Origin of the sequence: Mycoavidus sp. SF9855, from assembly GCF_024582735.1 — a bacterium.
In the GTDB taxonomy this organism is placed as follows: Bacteria; Pseudomonadota; Gammaproteobacteria; order Burkholderiales; family Burkholderiaceae; genus Mycoavidus.
Genome location: NZ_CP102085.1, coordinates 1,547,627 through 1,572,113, shown reverse-complemented (window position 1 = coordinate 1,572,113; position 24,487 = coordinate 1,547,627). Strand labels below are relative to the sequence as shown.

Sequence of the window (24,487 nt, the reverse complement as noted above, 5' to 3'; positions counted from 1 at the left end):
AATGACCTAGTGAATGAAATGTATAACGTATATCAAATGACCCATGAAGAAGTAGGTAAAAGCCTTGAGCATATCGTCGTCGGTGCACGCCGGGTCACGATTGAGGAGGTGCTGGCAGTAGCTGAGCGCGGCGCAGAGGTGCGGCTTGCCGATCAGGCGGCATTTCGTGAACGGATTGAGCGTGGCGCCGATTATTTGCGTACCTGCCTGGCTAGTGGTGCGACAGTCTACGGTGTGAATACGGGCTATGGAGATGCCTGCGAGGTCAGCGTGCCGCCAGCCTTGGTGGCAGCATTACCGTTGCAGCTGACCCGTTATCACGGCTGTGGTATGGGCGAATATTTAGACACGGATGCAACGCTGGCGGTCATGGTGGCGCGTCTCAATTCGCTGGCGCACGGCTATTCTGGCGTGCGCTGGGAGTTGCTTGACAAACTCATGCAGCTGATTAACCAGCGGGTGTTACCGCGTATTCCAGCTGAAGGTTCAGTGGGCGCGAGCGGCGATTTAACGCCCCTTTCTTATGTCGCTGCAGCGCTGATTGGTGAGCGTGAAGTGTCGCATCGTGGCCAATTGCGTGCGGCGCGCGATGTGCTCGCTGAGCTTGGCATTACGCCGCTTGTGCTGGCGCCGAAAGAAGGGCTGGCGCTAATGAATGGTACGGCAGTCATGACGGGCTTGGCCTGCCTGGCCTGGCGCCGGGCTGACTATCTGACGCGTTTGGCGTGCCGGCTGACGGCACTGACTACCGTTGCCTTGAATGGGCGCGCAGCGCATTTTGATGCGCGACTGTTTGAGGCCAAGCCCCATATAGGACAGGGCGAGGCAGCAGCGTGGATTCGCGCAGATCTAAGCGGCCGCCCGGACAGCAGTGCGCAGCGTGTGCAAGATCGTTATTCGGTGCGCTGTGCGCCGCATGTGATTGGGGTGGCGCGTGATGCGCTGAGCTGGATCCGGCGTGATATTGAAAATGAATTAAATAGTGCCAATGACAATCCATTGATTGATCCAGACGATGAGTGCGTGTTGCACGGTGGCAATTTCTATGGCGGCCATATTGCGTTTGCCATGGACGCCCTTAAGGTTGCAGTGGCAAATTTAGCTGACTTAATGGATCGCCAGCTTGCCTTGCTGGTCGATGACAAATTCAATTATGGTTTGCCGCGTAATTTATCTGGCAGTATAGGTGAGCGCGCGGCGATCAATCATGGCTTTAAGGCGGTGCAAATTAGTGCGTCTGCTTGGACTGCCGAAGCCCTTAAATTGACCATGCCGGCGAGCGTGTTTTCACGTTCAACGGAGTCCCATAATCAAGATAAAGTCAGCATGGGTACGATTGCCGCGCGCGACTGTTTACGGGTGCTGACGTTGACGGAACAGGTTGCGGCTGCACATACGCTAGCCACGGTGCAAGCCGTCACCTTGCGTTTGCGTGACTCGGCGATACCGCAGCCACCTGTTGTCTTAACGGAATTCATGGAGATGTCTGCCACCCACTCCGCTTTCGTTGATGAAGATCGGGCGCTTGAGTTTGATTTGCGTGGGACTGCGGATTGGATCCGCGCGGGTGTGGCTCCCCTCTATACAGATTTAGCGAGCGCTCGAGATCAGACAGGCAAATTATGATGGCTAAGCCGATCCACCAAACCGCGCTGACTGCTACGGTCGGCATTGAAGTGCCGTTTCACGATATTGATTCGATGAATATCTGCTGGCACGGCCATTACGTCAAGTATTTTGAAATCGCGCGTAGCGCATTGCTGCGTAGTTTCGATTATGACGCGATGCGTTTATCAAAGTATCTGTGGCCGGTGGTTGAATGTCGGCTGAAATATTTGCGGCCTGCTCGCTATGGCCAGTTGCTGGACGTGAGCGCTAAGCTCGTCGAATATGAAAGCCGGCTTAAAATCGGTTATTTAATTACTGACCGGGAAAGTGGTGAGCCGCTGACCAAAGGCTATACGATTCAAGTGGCAGTGGATGCCCAGACGCAAGCGTTGCAGTTTGTATTACCCCGCGAGCTGTTGGATAAATTAGAGCCGATGCTCTCTGCAGTTTGTTGAGCGTGTTTAACCCTATCTTCTTCAGAGTGCTTGATGAGTAAACCACGCTACTATTTAAATGCCCTTGGCATGATCAATGCACTGGGTAATGACCTAGCCGTGATTGGCCGTCGCTTAGCTGAGGGCGACACTTCGAGTATGGTCACTGAAGCGGTGAGTGATGCGCTTGGCCGCTTGCCTGTGGGTCGGGTAAGCCAGATATTGCCAGCACCGCCGACGGCGTTGGCGCGCGATGACTGTCGTAACAACCGCCTATTATTGGCTACCCTGGCAACCATAGAGGTCGAGCTTGAAAAAATATTATCTCGCTATGGCCGCTCACGGATTGGCGTGGTGTTGGGTACGACAACTTCGGGCATTGTCGCGGGCGAGGCCATGCTCGCTGAATGGGCCGCCGGCCGGGCAGCACCTGCCGGCTATGATTACCAGCAGGTTGAAATCGGCGCAGCTGCGCCATTCTTGGCCAAAGTACTTGATGTGACAGGCCCGGCGTATACTATTTCGACGGCTTGCACCTCTAGCGCAAAAGTCTTCGCGGTGGCCCGCCGATTATTGCAAGCTGACTTATGCGATGCCGTGGTGTTGGGTGGGGTAGATACGCTGAGTGGTTTGACCTTGGGTGGTTTTAGTGCGTTAGAGTCGATCAGTCCGCAGCGCGCTAATCCTATGAGTCGCAATCGCCGTGGGATTAACCTGGGTGAAGGGGCGGCCCTTTTTATTATGAGCCGTGATGAGGCGCCGATTGCACTTTTGGGTGTGGGTGAAGCCAGTGATGCGTATCATATTTCTGCGCCTGATCCACAAGGGAAGGGCGCTGAAATGGCGTTGCGCGCAGCGCTTGACGATGCGGCGCTTACTCCGTCTCAAATTGGCTACGTCAATTTGCATGCAACGGCTACTCCAAAAAATGACGAAATGGAAAGCCGCGTGATGCAGCGCGTGTTTCCGGCTGGCGTGCCGACCAGTGGCACTAAGCCATTGGTGGGTCATTTGCTGGGGGCGGCAGGTGCAACTGAGCTGGGTTTTTGCTGGCTGCTGCTAAATGGTATGACGCCTTCTTTGCCACCGCATATCTGGGATGGGGAGGCTGATCCACACCTGCCACGGCTTGATCTGGTACCGCTTGGGCAAGGTTTGCGGCAGCGAACCTGCATGAGTAATTCGTTTGCCTTCGGTGGCAGCAATGTCAGCCTTATCATTGGTGGCTGATGTGTCCGTCTGGGGTCTTGAGGTGAGTGGCAGATGGAGCGAGTCAGGTGAGCGATAAAATGTTGGCCATGGGCTCTTCTCATGGGTTTCCTGAGATTGAAACTTTACTGCCGCATCGCGGCACAATGTTATTACTTGACCGGGTCACGGCTTTTACCAACAAAACGCTAAGTGCTGAGTATCGAGTGCGTGGCGACGCTTGGTATGCTGATCCTGACGCGCGGATGCCAGTATGGATTGGCCTCGAGTTAATGGCGCAGGCCATGGCTGCCCATGCTGCTCTATCTGCTCAATCCGATGGCGGACCGCCACAACCTGGTGTGTTATTAGGTTCGCGCCAGTATCAGACATTTTATGCAGCGTTTGAGGCGAATACAGTGCTGAAAGTAGAGGTTCAGCAAATATTAGCGTTGGCTGATGGTAACCAGGCGTATGACTGCGCGTTGTGGCAGGGCGATGAGCTCGCGGCCAAGGCGATACTGAAAGTGTTCCAGCCGCCGGATTTTTTGGCTTTTATGCAGCAGCATGGTGGTTCTAGTTGAATCGGCGTTCCTCTGCTTTTTTCCCCACCATCTAATTTAGATTAACGGAAGCATGGGACAGCGCCTCGCAGTTGGCGTTGATTAAAAGTGCTGTACGAATGATTAAAATTGCAGCGATTTAGAATTCCTGAGGAGTTAATTGAATGAAGCGCCGCGTATTAGTGACAGGGGCAAGCCGAGGTATTGGCCGTGCTATTGCCGAGCAACTCGCCGCTGATGGTTTTGCGCTTACGATCCATGGCCATAGTGGCTGGGCTGAAGCGCAAGCGGTGGCGGCAGGCATTGTGGCGCAGGGCGGGCAAGCCCATGCGCTGCGCTTCGATGTGCGTGAGCGTGCTCTATGCTCTAAGGTGCTGGCAGAGGATGTGGCAGCCCACGGCGCCTATTATGGTATTGTGTGTAATGCCGGCGTGGCACGCGATGCGGTTTTTCCTGCGCTAAGCGGCGAGGATTGGGATATGGTGATTGATACGAGTCTCGATGGTTTTTACAATGTTGTGCATCCGCTCACGATGCCTATGGTGCGCGCAAAAGCCGGCGGACGCATTGTGACAATCTCGTCGGTGTCCGGCATGATTGGCAACCGTGGGCAAGTGAACTACAGCGCTGCCAAAGCGGGCTTGATCGGAGCGAGCAAAGCGTTGGCGATAGAGCTCGCAAGCCGCGCGATTACAGTCAATTGCGTTGCTCCCGGCATTATTGAAACTGAGATGATCAATCCGGAATTGCGCGAGCAAGCCTCAAAAGAAGTGCCGATGAAGCGTGTTGGAGCACCTTCTGAAGTTGCCGCCTTAGTCAGTTTTTTGATGTCTGATGCAGCAGCTTATATTACGCGTCAGGTCATTGGTGTGAATGGTGGGATTGCTTAAGCAAGCTATGTTTTTGGCCCTTTTAAGGGTCTGTTGTCGGACGAATCAAGCTCACGCGCTGAGGCACCAACATGGCTTCATCTGGCGTTTTCCACCAGATATACTTGCTTGCTAGATGCTTCAATAGCTCTCGGCTGATGCGATTCATGCAAGTGCGTGCTCTACCACCAATTGCACGCGTGCAACGCCGTTCCAGGTATCACGCACGAGCCGATACGCAATCAGCGCACGAGCAGGTAATGGCTCGGTGCGGTTAAACCAAATCGCTTGATAACGTTGCCTGCCGCGCATGAGCTGTAGCTTCAAATGCCTCTCTTTAACGAGCGCTTGCGAGGCAATCTCAAATTCAGTTGAAAAAACCGGTGCTGGAAACCCCTGCCCCCACACTAGATTGTCCAGTAGTTCAGCAAATTGTGGGGTGAAATAAGCATCTTCGAGGTCACCGTCCGTTTCTAGCACGCGGGTTAATGAATCGGTACCGAGCCATTCGCGACCAATCGCTTCGAAGGCTTCCTTAAAGCGTGGTACATCAACTGTGCGCAGGGTCAAGCCGGCAGCCATTGCATGGCCACCGAATTTGGTTAATAGGCCTGCGTGCCGCTTTGAGATTAGATCGAGCGCATCGCGTAAATGAAAGCCTGGAATCGAGCGACCCGAGCCTTTCACAAGCTCGCCACTGTCATCAGCGAGGGCAAATGTCACCGAGGGCCGGAAAAAACGTTCTTTGAGCCGTCCGGCGACAATCCCAATGACTCCCTGATGCCAACTTGGATTGAACAGGGTCAGGGTGGTGCAACCAGACGGATCAACCTCGGCGAGCTCGGCCAGTGCGGTTTGCTGCATCTCCGCTTCGATTTCACGCCGCTCGCGGTTCATCGCGTCAAGTTGTTGGGCCAGCGCCCAAGCGCGGCCAACATCATCCGTGAGTAAGCATTCGATACCAAGCGACATATCCGCCAGCCGGCCGGCTGCATTCAGGCGGGGCCCAAGCGCAAAACCAAGATCAAAACCGGATGCAGACTTTGCCTCACGGCCAGCGGCGCGAAAGAGGGCGGCGATGCCAGCTTGCATCCGGCCGGCACGGATGCGTGTAAGCCCCTGAGCGACTAAGACCCGGTTATTTGCATCGAGCTTGACGACGTCAGCAACGGTGCCTAAGGCGACGAGATCAAGCAAGCTATCCAGGCGGGGCTCTGGGCGGTCGCTAAAGGCGCCACGCTGACGCAATTGTGCACGTAAGGCAAGTAAAACATAGAACATCACACCCACCCCCGCTAGGTGTTTGCTCGCAAACGTACAGCCCGGTTGGTTCGGATTAACCATCGCGCGAGCCGCTGGTAAGGTATCGCCAGGCAAATGATGGTCGGTGATGAGCACCTCTAGACCAAGCGCATTAGCGGCAGCAACCCCATCGACGCTGGCAATGCCATTATCAACCGTAATCAGTAGCTGAGGCTGTCCTTTGGCGGCTAGCGCCACGATATCTGGGGTCAGTCCATAACCGTATTCGAAGCGATTGGGGACCAAATAATCGACATTTGCGCCAAATAAGCGTAGGCCCCGCACAGCGACCGCGCAGGCGGTCGCACCATCGCAATCATAATCGGCGATGACCGTCATTTTTCCGCCCGCTGCAATGGTGTCGGCAAGCAGTAGGGCTGCGTCGTCAATGCCTTTGAGTTGAGCGGGCGCGAGTAAGTGCGTAAAGTGAGTTTCAACCTCGTCTGTATGGCAAATGCCGCGCGCGGCATACAAACGGGCCAGTACCGGATGGAGTCCTTGGCGAATCAGAACTTCAGTCTGGGCAGGCGCGCACAAGCGTGGAGTAATTTGGGTCATGATTCAAGCAGTGAGGCAGTTGATCGGCGGCGCCAGAATTTGCGCAGGTCAGCACGCGTTACTGTTAAAGTGAGTGAAGAGGTATCCCCGCATAGGGTTAACGTTAGGGTTCGCAAGGCGCCGCTTTGTAGCGCAGCGAGCGCAGGCGTAAACCAATTATGCTCGAGAGTAGTGAGTGTTGCCGCCCAGTGAGACCAATCTTGCTGCAAAAATGGCAGCGTTAAATCATCTAGCTCAACCAGTATTTTAGTTGCAGGAGCACGAGTGGCCTGGGCGGTGGTAAACAGAGCGAGCTGATCAAAGTGAGCGGGCGGCAGGTTGACTTGATGCTGCGCTGTTAAGCCGGCGGCCAGCCCCAGGCCGCGCGCGGCGGGCGCATTGGCTAAGATACAGCTAAATGGGCTGGTGACGGGTTTAAATGAACCTTGCGCATGCAGCCAGATCGAATTTGCCGTATAGACGCCGCGTGTTTCGCGTGCATCATTGATCGGATGCTCAAACCAGGCCATTTGTACTTCATTTTGAAGCTTCAGCCACGCGCGTGAGGCGGCGCCTGTCCGAGTTTCATGGGGCAGCCAGATTTCAATATTACGTCCGGCTGCGCGTAGCGGTGAGGCGCCCGATAGCCCATGCAAGAAGGGCGCCGAGATATACCAGCGTAAAGGGGTGGGCGCGACGAGCGTGATGCCTAGTGATTCAATTAGTGGCTGGGCGGTTTTAAGTAGTCTGGTGGCTTCATCCGTAGCAAGCTCCAGGTGCGCTGGGTCAATCAGGATCAGGTGATCATGGGCGATTTGTACATGTACCGGCTCTACGCACGCCCAAATTGGGGTATCGTCTGAATGGATATGACTTGTAGCGGGTACCGTGTTAAGTGTCACGGTAACGGGCTCTGCCTGATCGGCTAGCAGCATATAGGGCGCGAGCGGCGCTGCATCAAGTGTCGCCGCATCAATCACCTTAAAGCGGTGCGCTAGCCAACGCTCATGCGGTAATGTCCGCTGAAAATCTTCGCCGACAGATTTTTCTGTTAGTGTTGCACGTGCGAGTAATCTGGCCAGCGCACCTTGCTGCAAAGCAGGTAAAGTATGGCGAGCAGCGCGCAGCGCAGGTAGCGAGAACGGTAATAGCAGGTGGAGAGCAGGAGATTGCATAGTCATAGCAGCTGCATTGTATGGCAAACTCCACCATCGTTTAATATTTGATTTCTGATTTTGGTAGCTTAACTTGAAACTTCCGTACGAATGGCAGATTGGTTGGCGCTATACGCGCGCAGGTAAAAAGACAACCGGAAATGGTTTTATTTCTTTCATTGCACTGATGTCAATGATGGGCATTGCACTTGGGGTCGCGGCGCTAATTATCGTGCTTTCAGTGATGAACGGTTTTCAAAAGGAGGTGCGGGATCGGATGCTTTCGGTACTGGCCCACGTTGAAGTTTTTTCGCCTAGCGGGGGCCTCGTTGATTGGCGGCAAACTGCGCACGAAGCATTGCGCAACCGAGCGGTGCTGGCAGCGGCGCCTTATGTCGAGGCGCAGGCGTTGCTGACTCGCCAAGGCATCATGAGAGGGGTTGTCCTGCGTGGGGTGGAGCCGTCACTCGAGGAGCAGGTATCGGGCTTGGGCGCAGAGATGAAGGCTGGGCGTTTGGCTGATCTAAAGCCCGGTGAATTCGGCATTGTGCTGGGTGAACAACTGTCGCAGCAACTCGGGGTCGAAGTAGGGGAAAAGCTTATTTTGCTTGCACCACAAGGATCAATGACCCCGGTTGGTATGCTGCCACGGTTTAAACAGTTTACGGTGGTGGGTATTTTTGAGTCGGGCCATTACGAATTCGATAGCGCTTTAGCTTTAATGGAGATCGCGGATGCGCAGACGCTGTTCCAGTTGGCGGCTCCAACCGGTGTGCGGCTGCGTTTACAGGACATGCAACGTGCGCCGGAGATTGCGCTTGAACTCACTCGATCGCTAGCGGAAGATCTTTATATTCGTGATTGGACGCGGCAGAATCAAACCTGGTTTTCAGCCGTGCAAATCGAAAAACGCATGATGTTTATCATTTTGACGCTGATTATTGCGGTCGCGGCATTCAATCTGGTCTCATCATTGGTGATGACAGTCACCAATAAGCAGGCGGATATCGCGATTTTACGCACGCTAGGCGCACAACCTAGCTCGATTATGAAAATCTTTATGGTACAGGGCATGACCATTGGCTTATGCGGTACTCTGCTTGGGGTCGCACTGGGCTGTTTAATTGCCGTAAATATTCCAACTATTGTGCCGTTTATCGAGCATGTATTGGGTATCCGCTTTTTGCCCCCTAGCATTTATTTTATTAGCGAACTGCCATCGGATCTGAAGCTGCTTGATGTCATTAAAATTGGCGCAATCGCTTGTGTATTATCGGTGCTGGCAACGCTGTACCCTAGTTGGCAGGCTGCTTGCGTACGGCCTGCGGAGGCTTTACGTTATGAATAAACAGAACCAAAGGCCGGAGCCGGCGGCAGACGTTGTGTTGCAGGCCAGCGGCATTACCAAAACTTTTGCCCAGGCCAGCACACGCGTGGAAGTTCTACATAATGTGCAGCTAGCAGTACGGCGCGGCGAGAAACTCGCGATTGTTGGCGCATCGGGTTGCGGAAAAAGTACTTTATTGCATATCTTAGGTGGGCTGGATGACCCGGATCAAGGGGAGGTGTCACTGTTGGGTAAAGCGTTTTCTGCGCTGAGTGACCGGCAGCGCACGACCTTACGTAACCAGGCATTAGGTTTTATCTATCAATTTCATCATTTGTTGCCTGAATTTAGTGCGCTGGATAATGTCGCGATGCCACTTCTGATTCGCCGCTTTTCACTTGCCGATGCTCGTGAGGTTGCTGCTCAGATGCTAGCGCGAGTGGAACTGACAGCGCGTGCTCAGCATCGCCCAGGTGAACTCTCGGGCGGTGAACGTCAACGGGTAGCCGTGGCGCGCGCTTTGGTTAATCGCCCTGCTTGTGTGTTGGCGGATGAACCTACAGGTAACCTGGATGCAAGTACAGCGAATACAATATTTGAATTGCTGATTGAGTTGTCGCAAACGTTAAATACGAGTTTTGTGATCGTTACACATGATGCGCAGCTTGCTATGCGTTGTGATCGGGTATTGCAGTTGAAAGAAGGGGCGTTGCTAGCGACGACTGTGGTTTAACTTCTTTTTGTTAAGACTATAGGCTGGCTGAAATGAGTGCTTTCATGAAAAGACCTAAAGCACTTAAGCCTGCAATCAGAATGCCACCAACGATTGAGCTTATTTTAAGTGTCAAATGGAGTTGAAGGCTTTCTAATTTAGCATCAACAGCAGCAAACCGAGTGTTCATATCTTTGCGTAGGTCGCTTACTTCATGACGAAGTTCGATCGAGAGTTTTTCGAGGTCGGAGCGAATGCTTGATTCAAACAAGCGATGATCTGTCTTAGTCACGAAATCTGCCATTTTGTACGAGTCATACACCGCAGTAGAAATTGCTTTGGCTTGTTTTTCGTCGACGCCTGTTTCTGTGAGCGTTTCAACGAACAGTAGTGTGTCGAACGGAATGGTAGTCATTATAACTAATCTAATAGGTTAAATTTAACCTTAATGGTAGCATTAATTGGATTTTTTTACAAAAAAATTTCTAGTTGATTACACCACAAAATAGGTGAAATTTAGCCGTAGTTTTATAGGCCTAATGGCCAATTCTAGCGTTGTGCCATTCCAGTTAGCTCCCATTCGCGCATAATCAAATTAGTCAAAAGAGGCTAGGTATGGGCGGCTATGGTAAGAGCAGTGCTGTGCGGTTTTGCAGCGGGTACATGGGCATTACAGCAAAGCGCTGAACTCCCTTCGCGATTGGGCTTAAGCCTATGCGTTGTATTGTTGGCTCTTTTTACCTTAGCTGCAGGTGTTTTACATCGTATCCAGTGGCCTTGGGGCAAAGTTCTATTAATTTTATGCGCGGCCTTGATGGCGGGGTATAGCTGGGCAGCATGGCGAGCACAGATTCGCTTGGCGTGGGCGTTGCCGATTGAGCTGGAGCGCCGCGATATCAAAGCAGTGGGCATTATCGCCAGTGTGCCACTCAGCGATACACGCCGTACGCGCTTTGTCTTCAAAATCGAGCAAAGCGATCCCGCCGTGCCGTTAATGCCACGTTTGGTCCAGTTGAGTTGGTATGCGCAAGCGGGGACGCTGCCTGTGCGTATACGTCCGGGTGAACGTTGGATGTTCACCATCAGGCTGGTGCGCCCGCATGGCAATGCGAACTATCACGCAGCTGACCTTGAAGCATCTATGCTTGAGCGCAATCTACGGGCTACCGGCTATGTGCGTGAACAACCCGCGCCACAGCGTATGGCGGGTCGTGCGAGCAGTTTTCTGATGGCGCTTGAACGTTGGCGTGATAGGCAGCATCTACGTATTCATGAAGTGTTAGCGCACGCACCGCATACAGGGGTAGTCAGCGCATTGGCGATTGGCTTACAAACGGGAATTTCAGCGGCTGACCGGCAGCGCTTCACACGCACGGGTACAAACCATCTAGTGGCGATCTCAGGTTTGCATATTTCACTCGTCGCAGGTTTTGCCGCGGCGCTGGCCGGCTGGTTGTGGCGGCACTCGTGCTTTATCGGCGATCACTGGCCGCTGTGGTTGGCAGCACCGCGGGTGGCGGCCGTAGCAGGTGCTGCTGCAGGGTTGCTGTATGCTGGGCTGGCTGGGTTTGGCATACCTGCGCAACGGGCCTTGTTGATGCTGTTGATTGTGGCGTTATCGTTTGCGAGTGCGCGCCGCGTTGCGGTCTCGGTGGTCTTGGCCTGGGCGTTGGCGGTGGTGGTTGCGATTGACCCTTGGGCCACGATCACGGCTGGCTGCTGGCTCTCGTTTGGTGCCGTGGCCGTGATTTTATTGGCGGCAAGCGCCGGTCGCATGGCTTACTCTAAATCAGCGGATAAAGCGGCCAAAGAAATGAATGGCAGCATTTTTTCTATACGCGGCATCTATGCTTGGGGAGTGTACCGATGGCGCCGCCTATTGGCAACATTCACGGCATCTGCTCGCATTCAGGGAGCTGTCAGTCTCGGCCTCATTCCATTGACTGCTCTCTGGTTTGCACAAGTACCGTTGTTAAGTCCATTGGCCAATGCATTTGCTATTCCATGGGTGAGCTTTTTGGTGACTCCTCTCGTGCTGCTGGGGGTGCTGCTGCCAGCGCCGCTTGATGCGCTGATATTGAAGGTGGCACACGCACTCTTAATGGTGTTGGCTAAGGTCCTTGATGTGATTGCGGCGCCGTCGTGGGCACTCTATTCAATCCGTACGCCAGATGTGTTCGCCCTTGCATTTGCAGCGCTTGGTATGGGCTGGAGTTTGATGTTGCCCGGTTGGCCCTTACGAGGTGCCGCGCCGCTCCTATTTTTACCGCTGGCTTTGCCACTCTCTTCCGCCCCCGCAGAGGGCGAATTTCGCATTACGGTGTTAGACGTTGGGCAAGGCGCTGCCACCCTGATTGAAACGGCTCATCATCGACTGCTGTTCGATACCGGGCCACGCTACGATATGATGGCTGATGCAGGTCAGCGGATTGTGCTGCCGTTTCTGCGTGCGCGAGGTATTGCACAACTCGATGCGCTGGTGATTAGCCATGCCGATAATGATCATGCTGGTGGCGCGCGAGCTGTGTTGACTGAATTGCCCGTGGCTCGCATGCGGGCGTCACTGCCACCTAAACATGCGCTGTGGCGGCAGGCGCGCGCGCAGCAGGTAAGGGACCTTGCGGCATGTCATGCCGGCGAGAGTTGGCTTTGGGACGGTGTCCGTTTTACCATGCTATGGCCCAATGAAACGAATGGGCGCAGAGTATTAACTCGAGCAGCAACCAAGAGCAGTAAGGCGCGTGGCGGACGTGAGGCACGCAACGAAGTAAGCTGTGTCTTGCATATTAGTAATAGTCATCATGCAGCATTGCTGCCGGGTGATATCGAAGCACGTGAAGAACGCGCTTTGCTGACACATAATCCGGCAGCGTTAAGTGCAACCCTATTGCTGGCCCCGCATCATGGCAGCCGGACTTCATCAACGGCAGGTTTTTTGGCGGCCGTAGCGCCACGCGAGACGGTTTTTCAGGTGGGGTATCGAAATCGGTTTAAGCACCCTAATGCCGCTGTGGTGGCCCGTTACCAAGCGCATGGCAGCAACTTGCATCGCAGTGATCACGATGGCGCAGTGCAATTTGAGACTGCTGGCGCTGAATTTTTTGTTGAACGTTACCGTACGGCACACCGGCGCTACTGGATGGGGCGCTGATTGAATTAGGTACGCCACGCTAATGCCAGCTTAGCCAAAACACTTGATCGATGGGTCGGGATTGGATTGATCTAAATGCGATAAAACGAAAGATTTGCAAAGAGCCTAAAACATCAGCGCTTGTGCACGGTATAATTCGGCTTTCCTGCGAGCAATTTAGCAATGACTCAATACGTTTTTGTCACCGGTGGTGTCGTCTCTTCTCTTGGTAAAGGCATTGCCGCCGCTTCACTGGCTGCGATTCTTGAATCGCGCGGCCTTAAAGTAACGCTGCTCAAGCTTGACCCGTATATTAATGTTGATCCTGGCACAATGAGCCCGTTTCAGCACGGTGAAGTCTTTGTGACCGAAGATGGCGCAGAGACGGATCTTGATCTTGGCCATTATGAGCGCTTTATTAGCACTAAAATGCGTAAGGCCAACAACTTTACGACTGGGCAGATTTATGAATCTGTGATTCGTAAAGAGCGCCGTGGTGAATATCTTGGCAAGACCGTGCAAGTGATTCCGCATATCACTAACGAAATTCAAACTTTTATCGAGCGTGGTGCGCAAGAGGCAACCTGTGGGCAGCCTGATGTCGCGATTGTTGAAATCGGTGGCACGGTGGGCGATATTGAATCGCTTCCTTTTCTTGAGGCGGCGCGGCAGATGAGCTTGCGGTTGGGCCGTCACCAGGCCTGTTTCGTGCATTTGACTTTAGTCCCTTATCTGGCCGCTGCTGGTGAACTGAAAACCAAGCCGACTCAACATAGCGTGCAAAAGTTGCGTGAAATTGGCATTTTGCCGCACGCCTTGCTGTGCCGTGCACAGAGTCCAATTCCAAATGATGAGCGCGCTAAAATTTCGCTGTTTACGAATGTGCCGCAAGAGGCTGTGATTTCAGTCTGGAATGTCGATAATATCTACAGAATTCCGCAAATGCTGCATGATCAGGGCCTTGATGAAATCATCTGTAATGAACTCGAATTATCGCCTGCGCCGGCTGATCTGTCGGTTTGGGCTAAACTGGTTGAAGCCCTTGAGCACCCGCAACATTGCGTCACCATTGGGATGGTGGGCAAATATGTTGAGTTGACTGAATCGTATAAATCTTTAATCGAATCACTTAAGCACGCGTCGATTCACACCTCGACCAAGGTCAACATTGAGTATATCGATTCCGAGTTGATTGAAAGAGACGGTCCGAGCAGCCTTGCGCATTTAGACGCAATTTTAGTGCCAGGTGGTTTCGGCCGGCGGGGTACTGAAGGCAAAATCACCGCCATTCAATATGCGCGCGAAGCAAAAATCCCATATCTGGGCATTTGTCTCGGCATGCAACTGGCTGTCATCGAATTCGCCCGCCATGTTGCCGGGCTGAGCCAGGCAAATAGCACTGAGTTTGATCCCGCAACGCCGCACCCAGTAGTGGCGCTGATTACTGAGTGGCAAGAGGGCGATGGCCGCATCGAAAAGCGTAGCGAGGACTCCGACCTGGGCGGCACGATGCGCTTGGGCGCTCAGCGTTGCCCAGTTAAACCCGATACTCACGCCGAAGCAATCTATGGCGCCTATGTGAGCGAGCGGCACCGTCATCGTTATGAGGTCAACAACCATTTTGTGCCAAAACTCGAAGCGCAGGGAATGTCAATCAGCGCCCGCACGCCGACTGAAAACCTGCCTGAGATGATGGAGTTGCATAGCGAGTTGCATCCATGGTTTGTTGGCGTGCAATTCCACCCTGAATTTACTTCAACGCCGCGTGATGGTCATCCGCTTTTTAAAGCTTTTGTGCTAGCCGCTTTGCATTATCAGCACGGGCGTATAAAAACTCAGATTGCCTCAGTTGCTAAGGATTGTTTATGAAGCTTTGCAATATCGAGGTTGGGCTTCAGCAGCCGTTTTTTCTGATTGCGGGTACCTGTGTCATTGAATCCGAGCAACTCACGCTCGATACGGCTGGCATGCTAAAAGAAATCTGTGCTGCCTTGGCTATTCCGTTCATTTATAAAGGCTCATACGATAAGGCTAACCGCAGCTCAGGCCAGTCATTTCGTGGGCTAGGGATGGACGCGGGGCTGAAGATTCTAGCTGAAGTAAAGCGCCAGATTGGCGTGCCAGTATTGACCGACGTGCACTCCGAGCATGAAGTGCCGTTGGCTGCCGAAGTCGTCGATGTTCTGCAAACGCCAGCTTTTCTATGCCGCCAAACAGATTTTATTCAGGCTTGCGCGCGTTCAGGTAAGCCCGTGAATATTAAAAAGGGCCAGTTCCTAGCGCCCCATGATATGCAACACGTCATCAGTAAAGCACGCGCTGCGGCGCGCGAGGCCGGGCTTGATGAGGACCGGTTTATGGCATGTGAACGAGGGGTGTCATTTGGTTACAACAACCTCGTTTCCGATATGCGCGCACTGGCGATTATGCGTGAGACGGGCGCGCCAGTCGTCTTTGATGCCACGCATTCAGTGCAGTTGCCAGGCGGGCAGGGCGCCTCTTCAGGCGGCGAGCGTCAATTTATTCCAGTGCTGGCACGTGCTGCAGTGGCAACGGGTATTGCTGGGCTTTTCATGGAAACCCATCCAGACCCATCAAAAGCAAAATCGGATGGCCCCAATGCGGTGCCGCTCAAACAAATGCGCGCGTTGCTTGAAACCCTAAGCGCATTAGATACTGCTGTAAAACGGGTGCCGTTGCTAGAAGATGATTTTCATTAAACCCGCTGAAAGCATTAAAATTTTTAATCTGATTATTTTTTGAGGAAATCATGAGTGCCATCGTTGATATTATCGGCCGCGAAATACTTGATTCCCGGGGTAACCCTACGGTCGAATGCGATGTATTGCTTGAATCAGGTACCATGGGTCGCGCCGCCGTGCCATCGGGCGCTTCGACTGGCTCGCGTGAAGCCATTGAGCTGCGTGATGGTGAGTCTGGCCGCTACCTTGGTAAGGGCGTACTCAAAGCGGTCGAGCATATTAATACTGAGATTTGTGAAGCGGTTATCGGCCTTGATGCCTGTGAACAAGCCTTTTTAGATAAAATTTTGCTTGAGCTCGACGGCACTGACAACAAATCACGGCTTGGCGCTAACGCATTGCTTGCGGTATCAATGGCGGTAGCCAAGGCCGCGGCTGAAGAAGCGGGTTTGCCGCTGTATCGTTATTTTGGTGGCTCAGCAGCCATGCAAATGCCGGTGCCGATGATGAATATTATCAATGGTGGCGCCCATGCGAACAATCGCCTTGATATTCAAGAATTTATGATTGTACCGGTGAGCCAGCCGAGCTTTCGTGAAGCGCTGCGCTGCGGCACCGAAGTGTTCCACGCGCTCAAAAACATTCTAGTTAAGCGTGGTATGAGCACAGCCGTTGGCGATGAAGGCGGTTTTGCACCGGATTTTGCTAGCAACGATGAATGCCTATCGACGATCTTGCAAGCAATCGAAGCCGCAGGCTATCGGGCGGGTGAAGATGTGTTGTTAGCGCTTGATTGTGCGGCGAGCGAATTTTATCGGGATGACCGATATCAACTCGCAGGCGAAGGGCTGCAACTGCGCGCCAGTGAATTTACCGATTACTTGGGTGCGCTGGCTGACAAATTCCCTATCGTATCCATCGAAGATGGCATGGCTGAAAATGACTGGGATGGTTGGAAGCTATTGACTGATAAGCTGGGCAAAAAAATCCAATTGGTAGGCGATGATCTATTCGTAACCAACACGCGTATCTTAAAAGAAGGGATTGATCGTGGCATTGCCAATTCAATTTTGATCAAAATTAATCAGATTGGCACACTGACTGAAACCTTTGCCGCGATTGAAATGGCCAAGCGTGCGGCTTACACGGCTGTGGTGTCGCATCGTTCGGGCGAGACGGAAGATGTGACGATTGCCGATATCGCGGTGGGTCTCAATGCCGGGCAGATCAAAACGGGATCGCTGTCGCGCAGTGATCGAGTTGCAAAATACAATCAACTATTGCGAATTGAAGAAGATTTAGGCGAGGTCGCCAGCTATAGTGGTCGCGCAGCATTCTATAATCTGCGGTAATGGGTCCTGCAGAGCGGATAGTTTCATCTTCCCGCCTGTTTTACCCAGCGCATCGCAACCTGTAGTGTGTAAGCGCCAAACTGTGGCGCACTGGCTTATTCCTGTTATACGATGCGGCTTGTCACAATTGTATTGACCATTTTACTGGTTCTGATCCAGTATCCGCTATGGTGGGGCCATGGCGGCTGGTTGCATGTGCATGGGCTTAAACAGCAGCTTGAGCGCCAGCAACAAAAGAATGTCGGGCTAAAATTACGCAATGAGCAGCTAGCAGGAGAGGTACGCGATCTGCAAAACGGAGTGGCAGCCGTTGAAGAGCGCGCACGCTATGAACTAGGCATGGTCAAAGAAGGGGAAATTTTTGTGAGGGTGGCGCCTGATCCGCCGCCTCGCATCAAGCAGGAGAAAGCGCAGCCAAGCCCAAACAGGCCCACCAATAGCCGTACTCTGCCCAGCCGGTAAAAAGGCCAAGCTGGGCAAAATGAAAAGATGAAATCTCTTTTGTTGTTAGTTTGCAACAATTGCATAAAGAGCAACCTAGAAGCGATGTATCTAGCTGCTTTATAGTGTGGTGACCAGAGCATTTGCAAGAATGAGATACTGATTACATGGAACGAATGCTAAACCGGGTGCAATGGCCGGCCCCTGATATCACATCCTGCGTGAGGACGTGCCAGAAAACGGAACCGTTGCTGGTGAACTGGGCTCGCGATGAAGCAGAGGTGCAAGCCGCACAACGCTTGCGCTACCGTGTATTTGCCGAAGAAATGGGTGCTTGCATTGGTGGCGCGCTGGGTCTTGACTGCGACGAATTCGATGCACACTGTGATCATCTGCTCGTGCGTGATCCACAAACGCTCGAAATCGTAGGCACTTACCGCGTATTACCGCCACACCGGGCCATGCGCCTCGGACGCCTATACGCACAAGGCGAATTTAACATTGAGCAATTGGCGCCTTTACGCGAGAAAATGGTCGAAGTGGGCCGCTCTTGCGTACATCGCGATTACCGCCGCGGCATGGTCATTATGTCGCTATGGACAGGTTTGGCTGACTATATGCAGCGGCATGGTTATGAAACAATGCTCGGTTGTGCGAGTGTCTCAGTGGCTGACGGCGGTCATTTTGCGGCCAATCTATACCGGACTTTACAAGCTGAATCGATGACGGCGAGTCAATATCGCGCCTTTCCGCGCGTTGCTTTGCCAGTTGACTCGCTGCAAACGGGGACAAACGTTGCGCTGCCGCCGTTGATCAAGGGGTATCTACGCCTTGGCGCAAAAATTTGCGGCGCGCCTGCGTTTGATTCAGCTTTCAATACAGCTGACTTCCTGACATTATTCAAACTCTCGGAAATTAATCCGCGTTATGCCAAGCACTTTCTGGCTGCTGAGCAGCATAGCGACGGCTTTGAAATAGCCAGGTGAGAGTGAGGTTTATGCGTTGGCTAAGAAGATTGTTAAATAGTACTAGCGCAAGAGCCCTGGGCTTTGTATAATTCACCTTTTTCAGCGAGCTGTTTCTTGGCTGGCTGATATGTCTTTCTCAGTGGTGGCCGTAGCTCAGTTGGTAGAGTCCTGGATTGTGATTCCAGTTGTCGCGGGTTCGAGCCCCGTCGGTCACCCCACCACATAAGGCTTTGCGGGGAGTGCCCACCCCAATTTGTCAACGAAATTCCCGATTTGTCAATTTTCTAATTTGTCGCAGCGGCTCTTTTAACCTGTCGACGATCATAATGTTTGTGTGTAGTTGTAGGGTTTGCATGAGCTGCAAAATCATATACGTCTGCGTCTCTACGTTCTAATTTTTTTGTGATTGCCGTCGGGCGACCATCGTTTAGAGTAAAGTAAAGTGTCTCCCTAATCTGGTTTTCGGGTTGGTTTACTTTTTCCGCCTCGGTTTTGATCTAAGCTTGCATCGTATCCTGCCACACTGATCCCCAACCACTCCGAGTATAAGCAAGTCCCTTTTTGTTTCCGAACAGCGCTGAACCGGAAGATGGTTGGTTTTGCGTGCTGTTTGACAGTTAGATCGCTTTACTCATCATTGCCATATCCTTGAAACTGGCAATCAATCTTACCGATTCAAACATCGAAATTCCCCCTCTCATTTAGTCACTTAACTGGAAATTTTTCAGCGCTGTTTATTGGCAAATTTCGGGCGCTGTTTGACGCTGTGGGAACCGGGGTCGGGTGACTGCCTCCGGTCACCCGGTTAATAGCCAACAAAAAACATTTTTCTTGTTTTTCAATCGCAGTGCCATTAGTATCCATCCAGTTTTTTTGTATCAGGTCGATATGTTCGGCCCAAATCAGCTTCAGGCTAGCTTTTGCATAATCTTTATCGACAGTGAGTAGCGGTGAAATCAGGATAGCGGAGTGCACTTAAGTAGCTCGGGTCTGATCTAATTAATACGAATGAAAATGGAGTCTCAATATGTTAGGGAAAATATCGCACTCGGCGTTACCAGAAACCTTCACGCGGAACGTCGCCGAACTTTATTTAGGTCAAGCTCGCATTGAGAAGGAAAAGGGGCACTTGGATGTAGCGCTGACCCTATACGATCAGTTAAAAGAAACACTGAAGTCGCTTGGGAGCGTAAAAGATGCCTTGAGAAAAGCGCAAGATCCCCAAACATTAGCCGATGAGACATTGCGAGCGATGATGGCCGATGCTTATTTCGAACGTGGGGAAGTTTTAGATCGCTTAAATTTATTTGACAAAGCACGAATTAGCTATCTTAAGGCTAAAATATGGGGGCACGCTGAAGCCAAACATCGTGTGGAAGTTTCGCAATCCCTTTCATCAGGACATAACGCTCACTCAAGTGCGCCGGCTTTGGCTCAGACTGTACTGCCTGCCTCGTCTGTCGAGGAAAAAAGTGAGTTAGTAGATTATCTGTTTGAAAAGGCGCTGTTGACGCTGAGCTCCTTAGAGGTGTCGAAAAAACCCAGCCTGTTTCTAGTGTATGCCCATGACAATGCTGCGCACGGAGAAGCGAAGGCCTCGACGTCTAAATATTTAATCAATAATTTATCTAAAATCCGAGGCGTGACGCTCTATTCGGATCAAACGCCGGTAGGGCAAGCGTATGCAAATTCGGATGAAAATCTGAAAGAGGATGGCAAGCTAGAAGACATCTTAACCAATCAGCTCTGCTTGCTGCCTCATCAGTTGCGAGCGGATGTTAAACCGGTGGATAAGGTAATTGTGTGTTGTTCTGATGTCTTAGGAAGCTACCTAAAAGGACAGTCCTATAAAGAGTTTTGCGATGAGCTTAAAGTAGCCTACGAAAAAGATCGAGAAGCCTATCGCCAAGACAGCAATCAAAAGGGTACTACAGCTTTACGTGAGGTAGTCAAAAAATTTTCCGAAGAGGAAAAATATATGGCGGATTTCCATCATGTATTGACGGAAATGGCCTTTTTGGAAATTCGAGCAAAGTATCGCGAAGGTCAGCACGGGATTATCCCGGTTTCGTTAACGGCCAATAGCTATGACTACTGCCTGAAGGATTTTATTAGATCGACGACGGTGCGGATGGAGGATCCTCTGCGCTTTGATTGGCAAGTCCAAAAGGGAGAAGAAGTCTATCTGAACCAAGGTTCACATGGAGTGCTGTTTAAGGTGATTGAGCGGCTGTTAGCGGGCAGCGATGAGGCGAAAACGTTTCTGGATAAGTTTTGGACGGGGCATAGCAATGTTATATCCCGTTTAAAGAGTGATGCAAATTTTGGCAAGCTAGAATTTGCGAAGCTATTAGACGGGATCTTCGACGACATACGGACCACGCTGCACAAGCAGCTTGCCTCCACCGTGCAGCAAGAACACGAACAATTGCAGGTGTTCCGTGCCGACCCTAGGGCCGCGCTGAAGGAGCAGTATTTTGCTGCCTTAACGCAAAATGAGGCGTTTCAAGAGACCCTAAAGCTCTATGTTGAACCGCGCTGCCGAGCGAGTATTGATGGGGAGAGCAAAACCTTTGAACTCTTACCCCAAGTTCAAGCGTTTCTAAAAGATAAACAAGTGATCTTGTTGACGGGAGACTCTGGGGCGGGTAAAACTACTTTCAACCGCTGCCTAGAAAAGCACTTATGGGACCACAAAAAAGCAGACGATGCGATTCCGCTGTTTATTTCTCTGCCGAGCATTGACAAGCCTGAGCACGATCTAATCGCTAAAGCGTTAAAGAAAAGAGGCCTGTCAGAATTTCAGATTCAGAAATTAAAAAAAGAAAACCAAAGGTTTGTCTTTATTTTGGATGGATATGATGAGATACGTCAGACGCAAAATCTGTATGTGAGCAATGCCATCAACAAATCTGACGGCTGGCAGGGTCACATGGTGATTAGTTGTCGCAGCGAATATCTGGGCCAGGACTATCGCAGCCGTTTTCAACCGAATCCGCTTCTGCAGGACAAGGATACGTTGTTTCAAGAAGTCGTGGTCGAGCCGTTTTCAGAAGAAGAGAGCGATCAATATCTCAAAAAATATGTGGCGCACAATCTAACGGACTGGACGGCGCAAGCATACCGAGAAGCTTTCTCCAAACAATCTAATTTAAAAGACTTGATTAGCAACCCATTTTTGCTACGCGTGGTGCTAGAAGCGTTGCCGTATGTTGAAAAAAAGGGGAAAGCGGTATCTGCCATCCAGTTACGGATGGACCTGTATGATCAGTTCGTCAGACAATGGTTCGAGCGTAACCAGCAGCGCTTAAGCACGCAAAGTTTAACGGGGGTGCAAAAAGAGGTATTTAGAGAGTTGTATGATGATGGTTTTGCCCAGCACGGCATCGGCTTTGTGAAAGAGTTAGCGGTGCATCTGTATAAAGAGAATGCAGGTAATCCGATTGTCGAGTACTCGTTGTTCAAAGACAAGGGAAGTTGGAAGGATGCTTTTTTCGGTCGAGAAGAAGAAAATCAACTACTACGCGAAGCGTGGCCGTTGATCCGAAGTGGCACTGAATACCGTTTTATCCATAAATCGCTGCTGGAATATTTTGTAGCCCGGTCGCTGTTTGAGTCGTTCGATGCGTGTATCAATTTAAGCACTCGCCAGCGTCGTGGTAGCGCTGCTTCAGTTTACAGTTTTGAAGATCCAGCTGTTGTGCCCCTGCGAGCGCAGCGAGAGTTATCGTTAAGCCCAAAGCATTGGATTGGCGATCTGGGCGTTGTGCGCTTGTTGACTGAGCGCGTTTGGCAAGAGCCCACATTTAAGGAACAGCTGTTAGCGATTATAGAGCGCTCGAAAACCGATAAAAGCGTACGGCAAACGGCGGCCAATGCAATGACGATTTTGGTCAGAGCGGGAGTACAGTTTAATGGCGCAGATTTAAAAAGCATCCAGATTCCAGGGGCGGACCTGAGTTTTGGGGTCTTCGATTCAGTGCAGTTGCAGGGCGCCGACTTAAGAAAGGCCCACCTTCGCACGAGTTGGCTACGTAACGCCAATTTAAGCGGCGCGCAGATGGCCGGGGTGCAGTTTGGCGAATGGCCTTATCTGGAGGAAGGGAGCACGGTGAATTCCTGCGCGTATTCGCCGGATGGGAAAATCTGCGCGATGGGTCTTAGTGATGGGGCGATCCGCGTGTATGACACATCAAACTGGGAAAAAATCCGCACCTTACAAGGACATAACTCTGATGTTTGGAGCGTCGCGTATTCGCCAACCGGCGACCAGATCGCCTCGGGGGGTAAGGACAAGACCGTTCGACTGTGGGACGCGGCAAGCGGTGCGCTGCGCCACACCTTACAAGGACATGGCTCTGATGTTTGGAGCGTGGCGTATTCGCCAACCGGCGATCAGATTGCCTCGGGGAGTGATGACGAGACTGTTCGTCTATGGGACGCGGCAAGCGGTGCGCTGCGCCACACCTTACAAGGACATGAAGATTATGTTAGGAGCGTGGCGTATTCGCCGACCGGCGATCAAATCGCCTCGGGGGGGTATGACGAGACCGTTCGACTGTGGGACGCGATAAGCGGTGCGCTGCGCCATACCTTACAAGGACATGGAGATATTGTTAGGAGCGTCGCGTATTCGCCGACCGGCGATCAGGTTGCCTCGGGGAGTGATGACCAGACCGTTCGACTGTGGGAAGCGGCAAGCGGTGTGCTGCGCCACACCTTACAAGGACATGGAAGTTGGGTTAGGAGCGTCGCGTATTCGCCGAGCGGCGATCAGCTTGCCTCGGGGAGTGATGACCATACCGTTCGTCTGTGGGACGCGGCAAGCGGTGCGCTGCGCCACACTTTACAAGGACATGAAAAGACTGTTTATAGCGTCGCATATTCGCCTACTGGCAATCAGATCGCCTCGGGGAGTGAGGACCAGACCGTGCATCTGTGGCAAGTAGCAAGTAGTGCGCTGCGTCACACCTTACAAGGACATGAAAAGACTGTTTATAGCGTCGCGTATTCGCCTACTGGCGATCAGATCGCCTCGGGGAGTTCTGACCATACCGTTCGTCTGTGGGAAGCGGCAAGCGGCGCGTTGCGCCACACCTTACAAGGACATGACGATTATGTTAGGAGCGTCGCGTATTCGCCTACTGGCGATCAGATCGCCTCGGGGAGTTCTGACCATACCGTTCGTCTGTGGGAAGCGGCAAGCGGCGCGTTGCGCCACACCTTAGAAGGACATGAAGATTCTGTTAGTAGCGTCGCGTATTCGCCGATGGGCGATCAGATCGCTTCGGGCAGTGATGACCATACCGTTCGTCTGTGGGACGCGGTAAGCGGCGCGTTGCGCCACACCTTAGAAGGACATGAAGATTATGTTAGGAGCGTCGCGTATTCACCTACTGGCGATCAGATCGCCTCGGGCAGTGATGACAAGACCGTTCGACTGTGGGACGCGGCAAGTGGGGTGCTGCGCCACACCTTACAAGGACATGACTCTGAGGTTAGGAGCGTGGCGTATTCGCCGAGCGGCGATCAGATCGCCTCGGGGAGTTGGGACAAGACCGTTCGACTGTGGGATGCGGCAAGCGGCGCGCTGCGCCACACCTTAGAAGGACATGACTCTGAGGTTGATAGCGTCGCGTATTCACCTACTGGCGATCAGATCGCCTCGGGGAGTAAGGACGAGACCGTGCGTCTGTGGGCAGTCGCCTCGGGCCAGTGTCAGGCGGTGATTGAAGGTTTTAGCGGGAGAGTCTACAGTATTGCCTGGCAACGGTCCGTCGGCGGCAACGATCTGGTGACGGGCAGTGAGGATGAGTTCGTTCGGCAGTGGCAGGTGATAGTAGAGGGTGATGAAGTTCAGGTGCGGCTACGCTGGATGTCACCGCATGCCGAACTGACCGTGAAGGGTACGTTCATAGAAGGCGTAAAAGGTTTAAGCGAGGTGAATCGGGAGCTGTTGAAACAAAGGGGGGCAGTGGGAGAGCTGTTATCGCTGTGAGGTAGGCAAGAAAATCCTGAGCGAATCCTCGGTGGTGTCGAGATGGATGGGAGAGTCGACTAGAGGGAAGTTGGAAACGTCCGAGCCGAATTCATCGGGCAGAGAGCTTACCAGCGAGACCCCGGTGATGTCGAAATCGAGGCGCTGGTATGGAAAAGTGGGGTTTGGCTAAAGTGTAGTCGTTTCGACTCGACCGTACAGT

At 52.4% G+C, this 24,487-nt stretch carries 18 protein-coding genes, 1 tRNA gene and 2 pseudogenes; 16 read left to right on the top strand and 5 right to left on the bottom strand.

Annotation, left to right across the window (positions count from 1 at the left end; all coding sequences use genetic code 11):
• Positions 1 to 18: 18 nt before the first annotated feature.
• From hutH to NQD60_RS06130, 5 genes are all read left to right on the top strand, one after another.
• A complete protein-coding gene (gene hutH, locus NQD60_RS06150; RefSeq protein WP_257100087.1) occupies positions 19 to 1,626 on the top strand; it encodes a histidine ammonia-lyase in 1,608 nt (535 codons plus the stop codon).
• Positions 1,626 to 2,063 (top strand): thioesterase family protein, encoded by a 438-nt coding sequence (locus NQD60_RS06145; protein ID WP_257101278.1) that lies wholly within the window; start codon positions 1,626 to 1,628, stop codon positions 2,061 to 2,063. Before hutH ends, NQD60_RS06145 begins: the two co-directional genes overlap by 1 nt.
• Positions 2,064 to 2,096: 33 nt before the next feature.
• A complete protein-coding gene (locus NQD60_RS06140) occupies positions 2,097 to 3,272 on the top strand; it encodes a beta-ketoacyl-[acyl-carrier-protein] synthase family protein (RefSeq protein WP_257100086.1) in 1,176 nt (391 codons plus the stop codon).
• A gap of 47 nt (positions 3,273 to 3,319) precedes the next feature.
• A complete protein-coding gene (locus tag NQD60_RS06135; protein WP_257100085.1) occupies positions 3,320 to 3,814 on the top strand; it encodes a beta-hydroxyacyl-ACP dehydratase in 495 nt (164 codons plus the stop codon).
• Between the two features lie 143 nt (positions 3,815 to 3,957).
• Positions 3,958 to 4,683: a 3-ketoacyl-ACP reductase FabG2 gene (locus NQD60_RS06130; RefSeq protein WP_257100084.1), complete on the top strand. Its 726-nt coding sequence runs from the start codon at positions 3,958 to 3,960 to the stop codon at positions 4,681 to 4,683.
• A 22-nt stretch (positions 4,684 to 4,705) separates the two neighbouring features.
• Here the strand turns inward: NQD60_RS06130 and NQD60_RS06125 are convergent, their stop codons facing one another.
• Genes NQD60_RS06125 through NQD60_RS06115 form a run of 3 tightly spaced genes read right to left on the bottom strand, consistent with a single transcriptional unit; the run spans position 4,706 to position 7,676 of the window.
• A complete protein-coding gene (locus NQD60_RS06125; protein WP_257100083.1) occupies positions 4,706 to 4,831 on the bottom strand; it encodes a hypothetical protein in 126 nt (41 codons plus the stop codon).
• Positions 4,828 to 6,522, bottom strand: a complete 1,695-nt coding sequence (gene recJ, locus NQD60_RS06120) for a single-stranded-DNA-specific exonuclease RecJ (protein ID WP_257100082.1) — start codon at positions 6,520 to 6,522, stop codon at positions 4,828 to 4,830. The genes NQD60_RS06125 and recJ overlap by 4 nt, the downstream gene beginning before the upstream one ends.
• Positions 6,519 to 7,676, bottom strand: coding sequence for a regulator (locus NQD60_RS06115; RefSeq protein ID WP_257101277.1), 1,158 nt, complete (start codon positions 7,674 to 7,676; stop codon positions 6,519 to 6,521). Before NQD60_RS06115 ends, recJ begins: the two co-directional genes overlap by 4 nt.
• A gap of 73 nt (positions 7,677 to 7,749) precedes the next feature.
• Here NQD60_RS06115 and NQD60_RS06110 point away from each other — a divergent pair, with 73 nt between their 5' ends.
• Complete coding sequence (locus tag NQD60_RS06110; protein WP_257100081.1) at positions 7,750 to 9,003, top strand: lipoprotein-releasing ABC transporter permease subunit; 1,254 nt, start codon at positions 7,750 to 7,752, stop codon at positions 9,001 to 9,003.
• Complete coding sequence (gene lolD / locus NQD60_RS06105; RefSeq protein ID WP_257100080.1) at positions 8,996 to 9,715, top strand: lipoprotein-releasing ABC transporter ATP-binding protein LolD; 720 nt, start codon at positions 8,996 to 8,998, stop codon at positions 9,713 to 9,715. Before NQD60_RS06110 ends, lolD begins: the two co-directional genes overlap by 8 nt.
• A 16-nt stretch (positions 9,716 to 9,731) precedes the next feature.
• Here lolD and NQD60_RS06100 read toward each other — a convergent pair whose 3' ends face one another.
• Positions 9,732 to 10,109 (bottom strand): CCDC90 family protein, encoded by a 378-nt coding sequence (locus NQD60_RS06100; protein WP_257100079.1) that lies wholly within the window; start codon positions 10,107 to 10,109, stop codon positions 9,732 to 9,734.
• 210 nt (positions 10,110 to 10,319) lie between these two features.
• Here NQD60_RS06100 and NQD60_RS06095 point away from each other — a divergent pair, with 210 nt between their 5' ends.
• The 8 genes and pseudogenes from NQD60_RS06095 to NQD60_RS06060 all read left to right on the top strand — a co-directional run.
• Entirely contained in the window at positions 10,320 to 12,845 is a 2,526-nt protein-coding gene (locus NQD60_RS06095) for a DNA internalization-related competence protein ComEC/Rec2 (protein WP_257100078.1), read from the top strand.
• 162 nt (positions 12,846 to 13,007) lie between these two features.
• On the top strand, positions 13,008 to 14,693 hold the full coding sequence (locus NQD60_RS06090; RefSeq protein ID WP_257100077.1) for a CTP synthase: 1,686 nt from the start codon (positions 13,008 to 13,010) through the stop codon (positions 14,691 to 14,693).
• Positions 14,690 to 15,544, top strand: a complete 855-nt coding sequence (gene kdsA, locus NQD60_RS06085) for a 3-deoxy-8-phosphooctulonate synthase (protein WP_257100076.1) — start codon at positions 14,690 to 14,692, stop codon at positions 15,542 to 15,544. Before NQD60_RS06090 ends, kdsA begins: the two co-directional genes overlap by 4 nt.
• Before the next feature lie 50 nt (positions 15,545 to 15,594).
• Entirely contained in the window at positions 15,595 to 16,878 is a 1,284-nt protein-coding gene (gene eno / locus NQD60_RS06080; RefSeq protein ID WP_223691552.1) for a phosphopyruvate hydratase, read from the top strand.
• 111 nt (positions 16,879 to 16,989) lie between these two features.
• A pseudogene (gene ftsB / locus NQD60_RS06075) lies at positions 16,990 to 17,259 on the top strand (cell division protein FtsB); the annotation flags it as partial.
• 227 nt (positions 17,260 to 17,486) lie between these two features.
• Positions 17,487 to 18,305 (top strand): GNAT family N-acetyltransferase, encoded by an 819-nt coding sequence (locus NQD60_RS06070; protein ID WP_257100075.1) that lies wholly within the window; start codon positions 17,487 to 17,489, stop codon positions 18,303 to 18,305.
• A gap of 124 nt (positions 18,306 to 18,429) precedes the next feature.
• Positions 18,430 to 18,505: transfer RNA gene (locus tag NQD60_RS06065), tRNA-His, on the top strand.
• Between the two features lie 387 nt (positions 18,506 to 18,892).
• Positions 18,893 to 19,000 (top strand): annotated as a pseudogene (locus tag NQD60_RS06060) (ATP-binding protein); the annotation flags it as partial.
• Here the strand turns inward: NQD60_RS06060 and NQD60_RS06055 are convergent.
• Entirely contained in the window at positions 18,993 to 19,262 is a 270-nt protein-coding gene (locus NQD60_RS06055) for a hypothetical protein (RefSeq protein ID WP_257100074.1), read from the bottom strand. The pseudogene NQD60_RS06060 and the gene NQD60_RS06055 sit on opposite strands and share 8 nt — an antisense overlap.
• A 52-nt stretch (positions 19,263 to 19,314) precedes the next feature.
• Here NQD60_RS06055 and NQD60_RS06050 point away from each other — a divergent pair, with 52 nt between their 5' ends.
• Positions 19,315 to 24,285 (top strand): NACHT domain-containing protein, encoded by a 4,971-nt coding sequence (locus NQD60_RS06050; protein WP_257100073.1) that lies wholly within the window; start codon positions 19,315 to 19,317, stop codon positions 24,283 to 24,285.
• Positions 24,286 to 24,487: the final 202 nt, after the last annotated feature.

Excerpts from the sequence above, each read along its gene's own strand:
- hutH (WP_257100087.1), top strand. The coding sequence starts at position 19 with ATGTATAACGTATATCAAATGACCCATGAAGAAGTAGGTAAAAGCCTT.
- NQD60_RS06145 (WP_257101278.1), top strand. The coding sequence starts at position 1,626 with ATGGCTAAGCCGATCCACCAAACCGCGCTGACTGCTACGGTCGGCATT.
- NQD60_RS06140 (WP_257100086.1), top strand. The coding sequence starts at position 2,097 with ATGAGTAAACCACGCTACTATTTAAATGCCCTTGGCATGATCAATGCA.
- NQD60_RS06130 (WP_257100084.1), top strand. The coding sequence starts at position 3,958 with ATGAAGCGCCGCGTATTAGTGACAGGGGCAAGCCGAGGTATTGGCCGT.
- NQD60_RS06125 (WP_257100083.1), bottom strand. The coding sequence starts at position 4,831 with ATGAATCGCATCAGCCGAGAGCTATTGAAGCATCTAGCAAGCAAGTAT.
- recJ (WP_257100082.1), bottom strand. The coding sequence starts at position 6,522 with ATGACCCAAATTACTCCACGCTTGTGCGCGCCTGCCCAGACTGAAGTT.
- NQD60_RS06115 (WP_257101277.1), bottom strand. The coding sequence starts at position 7,676 with ATGCAATCTCCTGCTCTCCACCTGCTATTACCGTTCTCGCTACCTGCG.
- lolD (WP_257100080.1), top strand. The coding sequence starts at position 8,996 with ATGAATAAACAGAACCAAAGGCCGGAGCCGGCGGCAGACGTTGTGTTG.
- NQD60_RS06100 (WP_257100079.1), bottom strand. The coding sequence starts at position 10,109 with ATGACTACCATTCCGTTCGACACACTACTGTTCGTTGAAACGCTCACA.
- NQD60_RS06095 (WP_257100078.1), top strand. The coding sequence starts at position 10,320 with ATGGTAAGAGCAGTGCTGTGCGGTTTTGCAGCGGGTACATGGGCATTA.
- NQD60_RS06090 (WP_257100077.1), top strand. The coding sequence starts at position 13,008 with ATGACTCAATACGTTTTTGTCACCGGTGGTGTCGTCTCTTCTCTTGGT.
- kdsA (WP_257100076.1), top strand. The coding sequence starts at position 14,690 with ATGAAGCTTTGCAATATCGAGGTTGGGCTTCAGCAGCCGTTTTTTCTG.
- eno (WP_223691552.1), top strand. The coding sequence starts at position 15,595 with ATGAGTGCCATCGTTGATATTATCGGCCGCGAAATACTTGATTCCCGG.
- NQD60_RS06070 (WP_257100075.1), top strand. The coding sequence starts at position 17,487 with ATGGAACGAATGCTAAACCGGGTGCAATGGCCGGCCCCTGATATCACA.
- NQD60_RS06050 (WP_257100073.1), top strand. The coding sequence starts at position 19,315 with ATGTTAGGGAAAATATCGCACTCGGCGTTACCAGAAACCTTCACGCGG.